Annotated in this window: 11 protein-coding genes and 1 pseudogene; 7 read left to right on the forward strand and 5 right to left on the reverse strand. The window is 64.1% G+C overall.

Features of this window, described 5'->3' with window-relative positions:
• From WEB61_RS11930 to WEB61_RS11945, 4 genes and pseudogenes are all read left to right on the forward strand, one after another.
• Positions 1-605: pseudogene (locus WEB61_RS11930) on the forward strand (ferritin-like domain-containing protein); the annotation flags it as partial.
• Between the two features lie 115 nt (positions 606-720).
• Positions 721-1,611: a phosphotransferase family protein gene (locus WEB61_RS11935; protein WP_368064555.1), complete on the forward strand. Its 891-nt coding sequence runs from the start codon at positions 721-723 to the stop codon at positions 1,609-1,611.
• Entirely contained in the window at positions 1,608-2,084 is a 477-nt protein-coding gene (locus tag WEB61_RS11940) for an MmcB family DNA repair protein (RefSeq protein WP_368064556.1), read from the forward strand. The genes WEB61_RS11935 and WEB61_RS11940 overlap by 4 nt, the downstream gene beginning before the upstream one ends.
• 637 nt (positions 2,085-2,721) lie before the next feature.
• Positions 2,722-3,018 carry a HigA family addiction module antitoxin gene (locus WEB61_RS11945; RefSeq protein ID WP_368064557.1) on the forward strand — a complete coding sequence of 99 codons (297 nt, stop codon included), beginning with the start codon at positions 2,722-2,724 and terminating at the stop codon, positions 3,016-3,018.
• A 3-nt stretch (positions 3,019-3,021) separates the two neighbouring features.
• On the opposite strand, the gene WEB61_RS11950 is transcribed toward WEB61_RS11945, so the two are convergent.
• The 4 genes from WEB61_RS11950 to WEB61_RS11965 all read right to left on the reverse strand — a co-directional run bounded on the left by WEB61_RS11950 (position 3,022) and on the right by WEB61_RS11965 (position 7,037).
• A complete protein-coding gene (locus WEB61_RS11950) occupies positions 3,022-3,594 on the reverse strand; it encodes an ActR/PrrA/RegA family redox response regulator transcription factor (RefSeq protein WP_368064558.1) in 573 nt (190 codons plus the stop codon).
• Positions 3,595-3,637: 43 nt separating this feature from the next.
• Entirely contained in the window at positions 3,638-5,089 is a 1,452-nt protein-coding gene (locus WEB61_RS11955) for an ActS/PrrB/RegB family redox-sensitive histidine kinase (protein ID WP_368064559.1), read from the reverse strand.
• Between the two features lie 129 nt (positions 5,090-5,218).
• Entirely contained in the window at positions 5,219-6,349 is a 1,131-nt protein-coding gene (locus WEB61_RS11960; RefSeq protein ID WP_368064560.1) for an MBL fold metallo-hydrolase, read from the reverse strand.
• Between the two features lie 85 nt (positions 6,350-6,434).
• Positions 6,435-7,037, reverse strand: coding sequence for an ankyrin repeat domain-containing protein (locus tag WEB61_RS11965; RefSeq protein WP_368064561.1), 603 nt, complete (start codon positions 7,035-7,037; stop codon positions 6,435-6,437).
• Positions 7,038-7,214: 177 nt separating this feature from the next.
• Between WEB61_RS11965 and WEB61_RS11970 the strand changes: the two genes are divergently transcribed.
• The 3 genes from WEB61_RS11970 to WEB61_RS11980 all read left to right on the forward strand — a co-directional run bounded on the left by WEB61_RS11970 (position 7,215) and on the right by WEB61_RS11980 (position 11,287).
• On the forward strand, positions 7,215-7,820 hold the full coding sequence (locus WEB61_RS11970) for an SCO family protein (protein WP_368064562.1): 606 nt from the start codon (positions 7,215-7,217) through the stop codon (positions 7,818-7,820).
• Positions 7,821-8,081: 261 nt separating this feature from the next.
• Entirely contained in the window at positions 8,082-9,773 is a 1,692-nt protein-coding gene (gene leuA, locus WEB61_RS11975) for a 2-isopropylmalate synthase (RefSeq protein WP_368064563.1), read from the forward strand.
• Positions 9,774-10,036: 263 nt separating this feature from the next.
• Positions 10,037-11,287, forward strand: a complete 1,251-nt coding sequence (locus WEB61_RS11980) for a polyhydroxyalkanoate depolymerase (protein ID WP_368064564.1) — start codon at positions 10,037-10,039, stop codon at positions 11,285-11,287.
• On the opposite strand, the gene WEB61_RS11985 is transcribed toward WEB61_RS11980, so the two are convergent.
• A partial coding sequence (locus WEB61_RS11985) for a VOC family protein (protein WP_368064565.1) occupies positions 11,284-11,498 on the reverse strand: 215 nt, incomplete at its 5' end. The two genes, WEB61_RS11980 and WEB61_RS11985, sit on opposite strands and share 4 nt — an antisense overlap.

The following is an 11,498-nucleotide window of genomic DNA, read 5'->3' on the forward strand; positions in this document are numbered from 1 at the left end:
TGGTCAACGCCAAGGAGGTCTACAAGAAGATCGTCGGCATGCAGCTTCTTGTCGAAGGTCTTGCGATGGGCACCTTCGCGACCTTCTTCAACACCGCGCGCGATCCGCTTCTCGTCAAGCTCTGCCAGCTCGCGATGACGGACGAAGCCTTCCACCACAAATTCGGCAAGATCTGGGCCGACCGCACGATCCCGAAACTGTCGCAGGACGAGCGCGACATCATCGAGGACTGGGCGGCGAACGTCTTCCAGACGCTGCTCTTCAATCTCGTCAATCCGGAACAGAAGAAGCTCATCTATGCCGATTTCGGTCTCGACTGGCGCGAGGTGCAGGCCGAAATGCTCGAAGCGGTGACCGATGAGGACCGCCGCGAAGGCATGAAGGATGCAGCCAATGTCTTCCGCGTGCTCGTGAAGACGCTCCTCAAGGCCGGCATCATCACCGATCGTACCCGCGCCTTCTATGCGGTCTATGTCGACATGGAGGAACTGAAAAACGAGGACGACCGCATGGTCGGCGACGACATCGCCGAACAGGGCATCGACTTCCTGAAGACGGTCAACTTCGCGAAGAAGAACCCGATGAAGATCGCGGCGGCGGAATAGAATTTCCGCGCCTGAAATTCCCGACGGGTCCTCACCGATGGGATAAACTCGAGGGCGGTTCCGGAAGGAGCCGCCCTTTTTTCGTCACCGTGCGCCGCTCTGCTACACTCCCCCCATGAACGACATCCATGACATGCTGCGCGATGCGATCCCCGACCTGCCGGCGCCGCCATGGCCGCTCATCGGCGAGGGGCTCTGGTCCGGCATCCACGATCTCGGCGACGGCACGGTGCTGAAGCTCATCAGGCGGCAAACGACAGGGCTCGGCTCGGGCGTTGCGGTCCACCGGCGCGAGGCGCTGGCGCTCGCACTTCTCGGCGGGCTCGAAACCGCGCATCTCTGCCTGCCGGCGCTTGTCGCCGAAGGCACGTTCGAAAGCGGGCCCCATGCCGGCTGGCTGCGGATGACGCAGCTTGGCGGCGCGGCGCCCGATGAAGGCCGCCTCGTCTATGCGCCGCCCGAAACGCGCGATGCCTTCGGCGAAAGGCTCGGCGCGGCGCTGGCCGATTTCCACGAAGAGGCGACGCCGCGCGCTACCGCCGCCGCGAGCAAGCTTGGCGACAGCATCGCGCGCAGCCTGACGCTGTCGCGTGACCGCTTCAGCCAGCCGGCCGATCACCATGCCGCCGATGCCGTCCTCGCCGCCTGGGCGGCGGAATGCGCGAAAGGCCCGCTCGTCTTCACGCATGGCGACGTCAATCTTTCCAACCTGCTCGACGCCGGAAAGGCGTCGCCGCTCGGCCTCATCGATTTTGCCGAAACGGGCTGGAGCCTTGCCGAGGCCGATTTCCGTCATCTCGATGCCTTCGGGCCGCTCAGCGACGCCGTGATGCGCGGCTATGCGGCGCGCACGGGCCGCGCCGTCGACCGGCGCCGCGCCGCGCTTGCCGCCGCCGCCAATGCGCTTTGCACGGTCGCCATCGAAGGCGCGTCGGGGCATCCGCGCGAAGCGATAAGGCGGCGCGGCCAGCTCGAACATTGCCTCGAAGCCGCGGGGCTCACATGAGCGACGACCTGCCCGGCATCGAAGAGGACGAGTTCCGTCTTTTCGACGGACGGCAATCGCCCACGGCCGCCAATGTGCAGCGCGGCTGCTGCCGGCTGCTCGCGCAAATGGGCTATGCCGCCGTCACCGAACTCACGCTTGCGACCGGCCGGCGCGTCGACATCATCGCGCTCGGACCGAGAGGCGAAATCGTCGTCCTTGAAATCAAGTCGAGCCTGATCGACTACAAGACGGATGCGAAGTGGGAGGAGTATCTCGATTTCTGCGACCGCTTCTATTTCGCGGTGCCGCCGGAATTTCCACGCGAGATCATTCCCCCCGAAGTCGGCCTCGTCGTCGCGGACCGCTATGGCGCCGAAATTTTGCGCGAAGGCCCGGTGACGCCGCTGCCGGCCGCACGGCGCAAGAAACTGACGCTGCACGCCGCCCGCGTCTCGGCGCGCCGCGTCATCAGGTTTCTCGATCCGGAGTGAGGGGAGCAGTCGTCTGTCTGAATCGAAACGAAAACAAAGGCGAATCGTATCGCAAAGAGTTTAGTCGAAAGGGCCCGCACCTCTCGCCAAAAGTCGTCTTTGCCGGACTTGATCCGGCAATCCAGAAGGCGCGGTACGCGCCGTCTCTCTTCACAAAGACTCCAACTTGCGCCGGTCGTGTTGACGCTGTTTGTCTTTTCGAAGCGAGACGCCGCCGGAGCCTGTCCTCGGGCCGCGCATCGCGCGGACCCGTGGGGCGGCTTCTGGACCCCCGGATCAAGTCCACTGCTGTCCGGTTAAGCGGTTTCGATTGCAAGAACGTTGCATTTTTCACAACCCAAAACCGTCATGGCCCGATTTATTCGGGCCATCCACGTCTTTCGACACGGAAAGAAGGAAAGAAAGACGTGGATGACCCGGACGAGCCGGGTCATGACGAAATAGGGAGAAAGTGCTGTGCCACAAGCGATTTGAATCGAATCCTACTCTTCTTAACCGGACAGCAGTGGATCAAGTCCGGGGGTGACGAATGCGGGGAGAGGCGCTGGCAACAGCAAATTCCCTTGCGGGTACTCCAACCGTGAAGCCGAGTCCGATTCACGCTATGCTGGAAAGATCACGTTGAAAGAATGCCCGCATGGCAAAGATCGCCCCCATCCATCCCGGCGAAGTTCTGGCGGAGGACTTCATGGCGCCGCTGGGTCTCAGTGCCAATGCGCTGGCAAAGAAGCTCGGCGTACCGGCGAACCGCGTCAGCGCCATTGTCGGCGGCAAGCGCGACATTTCACCCGACACCGCGCTTCGGCTCGAACGCGCTTTCGGTTCCTCGGCGGAATTCTGGCTCAACATGCAGGCGCGCTACGATCTCGAAACCGCGCGCGACCGGACCGACAAGAAGGAACTCGCGGCGATCAAGATGATCGAACCGGCCTGATCCTCACTTCGGCGCGCGTTTGGCGAGGATGCGCTGCAACGTCCGGCGGTGCATGTTGAGGCGGCGCGCCGTTTCCGAAACGTTGCGATCGCAGAGCTCGTAAACGCGCTGGATGTGTTCCCAGCGCACGCGGTCGGCCGACATCGGGTTTTCGGGCGGGCCGGCCTTGTCGGCACCGGTCGCCAGCAGCGCCGCTTCGATCGCATCGGCATCGGCGGGCTTGGCCAGATAATCGGCCGCGCCGAGCTTCACCGCGGTCACCGCCGTCGCGATATTGCCATAGCCCGTCAGCACGACGATGCGCGCTTCCGGCCGTGCTTCCTCCAGCGCCGCCACGACATCGAGGCCGTTGCCGTCTTCGAGGCGCATGTCGACAACCGCAAAGCCCGGCTTTTTCGAACGCGCCAGTTCCTTGCCTTCCCGGACCGTGCTTGCCGTCGTCACCTCGAAGCCGCGCCCTTCCATGGCGCGGGCAAGGCGCGTCAGAAAGGGCACATCGTCATCGACCAGCAGCAGCGTGCGGTCTTCGGGAATAACGGGCTTTTCGCCTTCCGGCACGGTGTCGGGTTTTTGCACGTTGTTGATTCTCTTGTCGATTCTGCGGCGGATGGCGCCGATCTTAGGCCGAAGCGCCGGGTGGCGCCACCCCGCTCCCGTTTCCGCCCACGCCGCCCTCCGGAAAAGCCGGATCGGCTTCGATGGCGCGGCGCGGCCAGGTGATCGTCAGCCGCGCGCCGGGCTTCGCGTCGCCGCGATTGGCGATCTCGACCGTCGCGCCGGTCCGTTCCAGCAGCGTCTTGCCGATGAAGAAGCCGAGACCCATGCCCTCATGCGCATCGTTGGCGGCGGGGGAACCGCGCCGGCTCTTGTCCTTGCCCGAACGCGGCCGCGTCGTCACATAGGGCTCGCCGAGTTTTTCCAGCACGTCGGGCGTGAAGCCCGGCCCGTCATCGACGATCGTGACCGAGATGCGGTTCCGGTCGTATCGCGCCGAGATCGACACTTCGGTGCGGGCGAAGTCGGCCGCGTTCTCGATGAAATTGCCGAGACCGTAAAGAATTTCCGGCCGCCGCCAGATTTCGGGTTCGGCCGCGCCCTCCTCGCCCCCGACCACTGCCATGCGAAAACCCACATCCATGTCGCGGTGCGGGCGCGTCACCTCGTCGAGCAGCGCCTTCAGCGGCAGGCGCGAATAGATCGCATCGCCGTCTTCCGGCCGGCGGGACAGGCGCGAGAGAATTTCCCTGCAGCGCTCGGCCTGACTGCCGAGAAGCGCGAGGTCTTCCTTCATTTCCGTCTCGCTCATGCCGCCGCGCATCAGCTCCTTTGCGACCAGCGAGATGGTGCCGAGGGGTGTGCCGAGTTCGTGGGCTGCCGCCGCCGCAAGTCCGTCCAGCGCCGAAAGGCGTTGCGCGCGCGCCAGCACGAGCTGCGTCGCCGCAAGCGCGGCCGACATGCGCCGCGATTCCTGCGAGATGCGCCAGGCATAGATGGCGACGAAACCGAGCCCCAGCATCAGTGCGGTCCACTGGCCGGTGATGAAAAGCGGCGGCAGGGCCAGCTCTTCACCCGGAAACCAGGGCAGCGGCATGTGGAACCAGGCAAGCAGGCTTACATAAACGAAGGCCTGCATCAGCAACAGGCCCGTCGCGCGCAGCGAAAGCGTCGTCGCCGAAATCGTCACCGGCGCCATGAAGAGCAGCGCGAAGGGATTTTGCAACCCGCCGGTCAGAAACAGCAGCACCGCAAGCTGCATCAGGTCGATCGCAAAATAGACCGCCGCCTGCCACTCAGGTAGGCGCGTCGTCGAGCGGTAGCGCAGGGTCAGAAAAATATTGAGCCAGGCGGACGCCGCGATCACCGCGAGGCAAAGCCCCAGCGGCAACGGAAAATCCATCACCAGATTGGCGAAGAGCACCGCGGCAAGCTGACCGGCGATGGCGAGCCAGCGCAGGATGACAAGCGTCTGCAGGCGGACGCGCCCGCTCGCATCGCCCCCCGGCCCGATCCGGCCCGCCAGAAAATCCCGGCGGAGCCAGCGCATGCTGCCCCTGTCCTCGATCGTCGTCATGATGTGCCGCTTCCGGTTTGTTCCACCGGCATTCTAGCGCGGCTTCGGCAACCGGGGACAAGTTCATGCTTCGTCGCTGTTATTGCGCGTCCCACCCGTCCCCTGTGTGCAAAAGAAAGGCTCTCGTCCTCAGCTGTTCGACGGCCAGCCCGAGAGCGGGCGGCTTTCGCCGATAGCCATGATCCAGGCATCCTCGGCCGCATAACCGGCGGCGTCGGCCGCGGCGCGGAAACGCACCGGCGGTTCGAAAGGCGGCTCGACCGTCAGCAGCACGGTCCCCCAATGCATGCCGACAATGCGCCTTGCCTTCAGATCGCGGCCCATCTGCACCGCCTCTTCAGGGGTCGCATGCGAGGCCTTCATCATCGCGCGCGGCTCATAGGCGCCGATGCCGAGCAGTGCGGTATCGAAAGGCCCATAAGTGTCGCCGATCTCGCTGAAGACGGGGCCATAGCCCGAATCACCGCCGAAAAAGAGATGATGACGGTCGCTCCTCAGCGCGAAGCCCGCCCAGAGCGTACGGTTGGTGTCGAAGCCCGAACGCCGCGACCAGTGCACCACCGGCAGCGCCGTCGCCGTCACGCCGCCGATTTCGAGACTTTCGTGCCAGTCAAGTTCGACGACATTGGGGAAACCGCGATCCGTCAGGAATCCACCGAGATTGAGCGGCACGGCGACCGTCATGCGGTCCTTGCCCGGCAACCGCGCCAGCGCGCGTTCGTCCAGATGGTCGTAGTGATTGTGGCTGATGACGAGGAGGTCGATCGGCGGCAGCGCCGAGACCGAGACGCCCGACTTGACGAAGCGGCGCGGTCCGAGACCGGCGGGTCCGGCATAGGTCGTGAGATAGGGATCGGTCAGCACCGTCACGCCGCCGATGCGGATCAGGAAGGAGGCATGGCCGAGCCAGGTGATGAAATCGCCGCCTTCCTCGATATGCGTCTCGATCGCGCGCAGCGCCAGCGGGCGCGGCACCACGTGATCCTTCGGCACCTCGACCTTGCGGCCGCTCATCTTCAGCATTTCGAGAAAGAAGGGCGCGGCCGTCTTGAGGCGTGCGAGGCTGCGGGCCGGACTGCCTTTCGGATTGCGGAAGGTGCCGTCCGGCAAATGATGCCACGGCTTGTCGCCGGCCGCCTTGCGCTCATCGCGCGGCAGCATCGATGCGCGCAACTGATGGCCGCGCGAAACGAGTTTCGCCCGGACACGCGGCGCCGCTTTCGCGGTCGGTGGTTTCGGTGGCGGTCTGCGGTCTGTCATCTGGTCCAGAGATAGGGTGTGGCAACACCGTCAGCAAGATACGGCGCGCCGGAAGGCCCGTTGACCGTTTGTCGCGGGCCGTCGTTCAATAGGCGCCGGCGGCGCGCAGAAGGGCGGCAATCTCCCGATAATGATTTTCTTCCGCCAGATCGAGCGCCGTGCGGCCGGTGAGATCGGCTTCGGCAAGATCGGCATTGTGGCGGATCAGGACTTCCACAAAAGCGGCGTTGCGTGCCCGCGTCGCGATCAGCAGCGGGGCGTCGCGATTGGGACCGAGACGGTTCGGATCGGCGCCGCTCTTCAGCAGCGCCTCGGCGATGTCGGCACGGCCGACGGCGGCCGCCATGGTGAGCGGCGTGGTACCGTCAGGTGCGCGCCGGTTCGGATCGGCGCCCTTTTCGAGCAGCAGTTCGACCACCGCCAGATGACCGTTGCCGACGGCGAGGATCAGCATCGGAATCCGGTCGCGGCCCGCTTCGTTGGGCGTCGTGCCCTTCATCAGCGCCTCGCGCACCGTCTCGATGTCGCCGGTGCGCGCCGCGTGAACCGTCTCGTTGTCGATGATATAGTTGCTCGGGCCGCCCGGCGGGACGGCGAGCGCGTCCGGCACGGCGGCAAGCGCGAGCAGGCCGGCAAGCACCAGCGCCACAACCGCGCGAAACGTCGAACGCCTTGCCATACGTGTCATTTTGTCGCCCGAAGCCCTTTCGCGGCGCGCCGTCGGTTCGCGGCGGCACCGTTTGACGGTAAACAGATGATTGGAACCGCGCCTCCCTCAAGGATGCGCCATTCGCCGAAATCACTATAGTCCATAGGCCATCGGGCGTCCGCATTTCAAGCCGCCCCGCCAAACCGGAGAACCATCATGACACGCAACGGCATTATCGCGCTTGTGGCCGGGGTCGCGGTCGCCATTCTGGCCGGCGTCTGGATTTCCGGTCTTGTCATCTCGGCGGTCGAGACCCGCGGCACGCAGGCCTCGGGCGAGGCCCGTGTGGGCGGGCCCTTCACGCTGGTTAACGAGCGCGGCGAAACCGTCACCGAGGCCGATTTCCGCGGCCGCTACATGCTGATCTATTTCGGCTTCACCTTCTGTCCCGATGTCTGCCCGACCGAGCTGCAGGTGATGGCGAGCGCCGTCGAGGCGCTGGGACCGCGCGGCGAGCAGATACAGCCCGTCTTCATCACCGTCGATCCCGAGCGCGACACGCCTGAAATCATGGCGCGTTATGTCGCGCTCTTCCATCCGCGCCTGACCGGCCTCACCGGCACGCCCGAACAGGTCGCCGCGACGGCGAAAGCCTGGCATGTCTTCTACCGCAAGGCCGAGGATCAGTCGTCGCCGGAGGACTACACGATGGACCACTCCTCCATCGTCTTCCTGATGGGTCCCGACGGCGAATATCTCAAACTCTTCGCCCCCGGCACCGGTCCCGACCAGATGGCCGAAGGGATTGCGGAATTTCTGTGAAGCCGGTCAGCGACACTGCCCCTTTCCTCCGTGTCTTGACGGTTTTGGCGAGGCCGCCTATGTTCGCGCCATGGATCGCGACGCACATATCGCCTTCGGCCGCAAGCTTGGCCTTGAACTCGCTCTTCGGGGCGCGCTTCTCTGCGCTTGAGCGCAGAAAACAGATCCACCTCACCCACAGATACCTGAATTTCCCTTTGCGCCGCGCGAGCGACACGCCAACAGTGCTGTGCGCCGTCCGTTGAAGATGCGAGAGTTGTCATGTTGAAGAACCCCGCCGTCAAATACCGTGCCTTTCAGCCGATCGATCTGCCCGACCGGCAATGGCCGTCGAAAACCATCACCAGGCCGCCGATCTGGATGAGCACCGATTTGCGCGACGGCAATCAGGCGCTTTTCGAGCCGATGAACGCCGAACGCAAGCTGCGCATGTTCGAGCTGCTCGTGAAGATCGGCTTCAAGGAAATCGAGGCGGGCTTTCCGTCGGCGTCCGACACCGATTTCGGTTTCATCCGTAAGCTGATCGAAGAGGGCCGCGTGCCGGACGATGTGCATATCGAAGTGCTGACGCAGGCCCGTCCCGAACTGATTGCGCGGACGATGGAATCCCTGCGCGGCGCCAAAAACGCCATCGTCCATGTCTACAATGCCACCGCGCCGAATTTCCGCGAAGTGGTGTTCAACCAGGGCAAGCAGGGCGTGAAGGCGATCGCCACCGAAAGCGCGCATCAGATCAAGGAGCTCGCCGCGACGCAGCCCGCCACCAACTGGACCTTTCAGTACAGCCCGGAGGTTTTTTCGGGAACCGAACTCGACTTCGCAAAGGAAGTCGTCGATGCGGTAACGAAAGTCTGGGACGCGCGGGCCGACAACAAGGTCGTCATCAATCTGCCGGCAACCGTCGAAATGGCGACGCCCAACATCTATGCCGACCAGATCGAATGGATGCATCGCAATCTCGAGCGGCGCGACGGCATCGTGCTGTCGCTGCATCCGCATAATGATCGCGGCACGGCGGTGGCCGCCGCCGAGCTCGGCGTGATGGCCGGCGCCGATCGCGTCGAGGGTTGTCTCTTCGGCAATGGCGAGCGCACCGGCAATGTCGATCTCGTCACGCTGGCGCTCAATCTCTACAGCCAGGGCATTCACCCCGGTCTCGACTTCTCTCAGATCAACGAGATTGCGCGGACGGCGGAATATTGCACGCAGTTGCCGATCCATCCGCGCCACCCTTACGTGGGCGACCTGGTGTTCACGGCTTTTTCGGGCTCGCATCAGGACGCAATCAAGAAGGGCTTCGGCGCGCGCAAGGAAGGCGATATCTGGGAAGTGCCCTATCTGCCTGTCGACCCGAAGGATCTCGGGCGCTCCTACGAATCGATCATTCGCGTCAACAGCCAGTCGGGCAAGGGCGGCGTCTCCTATCTTCTCGAAGCCGAGTACGACCTGAAACTGCCGCGTCGGCTCCAGGTCGAATTCAGTGCCGCCGTGCAGCGCGTCACCGACGATACCGGCAAGGAAGTGACGGCGGCCGACATCTGGCGGATTTTCGAGGGCGAGTATCTGACGATCGTCGAGCCCATCGAATATCGCAGCCACTCGCTCTTCGACGAGGGCGGCAAGCAGGGCGTGAAGATCCGTGTACGCCGCTTCGGCAAGGATGAGGAGCTCGCCGGCTTCGGCAACGGCCCGATCGACGCCGTCGTCGATGCGCTGAAGCTCGGCGTGCAGTTCCGCCACTTCGAGGAGCATTCGATCGGCACCGGGTCCGACGCCAAGGCCGTTGCCTTCATCGAGGTGGCCGATCCCGCCGGCGCCGGCGACATTTTCGGTGTCGGCATCGACCCCAACATCATCACCGCCTCCTTCAGGGCGCTGATCGGCGGGGCGAACCGGGCCGCGAAACGGCTGCCGGAGGCCGAGCGGCGGCGCTTTTGCGGTCTCCCGGACTGACGCGCGCGTCGGTTCCGGCTCAAGGCGGGGATAAGGGCGGGGACAAGTAGTCTGTCAACTTGTCTCCGCTACGCTGCCGGGAGGGTCACCCGACTGCCGCCCGCCCTTTTATGACAGTTTTGTGACAGTTCCGTGACAGAGGGGGGGTCCGCTGCCGTTTTCCGCTGTCAAAAAAGCTCTTGGTGGGGCCCGGCAGAGCGCCTACATTAAATGCTGCGTCGCAGCATAAGGGCGCGGGAGGCTGCTCAAATGCGAGGTAATGCGTGCTTTATCATCTCTATGAAATGAACCATGCGGCCGTCGCGCCGATGCGCGCCGCCGCCGAAGTCAGCCTCTGGGCGCTTCGTCATCCCCTCAATCCGTTCGGCGAAACGGTTGCCGGCAAAACGCTTGCCGCCGCGCTCGATGTTTTCGAAACGACGACGCGGCGTTACGGCAAACCGGCATTCGGCCTTTACGAAACGGAGATCGCCGGCCAGCCGGTCCCCGTCGTCGAAAAGATCGTCTGGGAGCGTCCCTTCTGCAATCTGATCCATTTCGAGCGCGAGGCTTCGGCGATGGCGAGCGTTCGCCCGCAGCCGAAACTGCTGATCGTCGCGCCGCTCTCGGGCCATTACGCGACGCTGTTGCGCGGTACGGTCGAAGCGATGCTGCCCCATTACGAAGTCCATATCACCGACTGGACGGACGCGCGAAAAGTGCCTCTGACAGAAGGATCTTTCGATCTCGACGACTATATCGACTATGTGATCGACATGTGCCGCCTGCTTGGGCCGGATGTGCATTTGCTGGCGGTTTGTCAGCCGTCGGTGCCGGTATTCGCGGCCGTCGCGGCGATGCACGACAATGACGATCCTTTCGTGCCGTTCAGCATGACGCTGATGGGCGGCCCGATCGACACGCGCGAAAGCCCGACCGAAGTCAATCGCCTCGCGACCGAGCGCGGCACGGAATGGTACGAGCGCAACGTCATCACCACGGTGCCCTGGCCACATCCCGGCGTCATGCGCCGTGTCTATCCGGGCTTCGTGCAGCTATCGGGTTTCATGGCGATGAATCTCGACCGCCATGTCGATGCCCATTGGAGCTATTTCGACCATATGGTCGATGGCGATGGCGACTCGGCTGAGAAGCACCGCGAGTTCTATGACGAGTATCTGTCGGTCATGGACATGACGGAGGAATTCTATCTTCAGACCGTCGACGAGGTTTTCGTCAAGCATTCGCTGCCCAAGGGCGAGTTCCTGCATCGCGGCCGGCCGATCCGGCCGGAGGCGATCACCCGCACCGCCTTGATGACGGTCGAGGGCGAGAAAGACGACATTTCCGGCGTCGGCCAGACCAAGGCGGCCCACAAGCTCTGCACCGGTCTCTCCGCCTCGATGAGTGCCCATTGGGAACAGCCGGGCGTCGGCCATTACGGCGTCTTCAACGGCTCGCGCTGGAAAAACGAAATCGCACCCCGGGTGCGCGACTTCATCGCCGCCCATTCCACCCGGTCGGCGAAGGGCTAGAGCGTCCGCGCGAAGATCCGGGCTTCGTTCTGAAAGGCCTTGAACTCGAGTGCGTTGCCGGCGGGATCGCGGAAGAACATGGTCGCCTGCTCGCCGGCCTCGCCGGCGAAGCGGATATGCGGCTCGACGGCGAACGGGATGCGCGCGGCGCGGAGGCGGTCGGCCAGTTCGTGCCAGTCCCGCCAGTCGAGGATCAGCCCGAAATGGGGCA

The sequence above is a fragment of the Parvibaculum sp. genome, from assembly GCF_040882025.1.
Lineage (GTDB): Bacteria > Pseudomonadota > Alphaproteobacteria > Parvibaculales > Parvibaculaceae > Parvibaculum.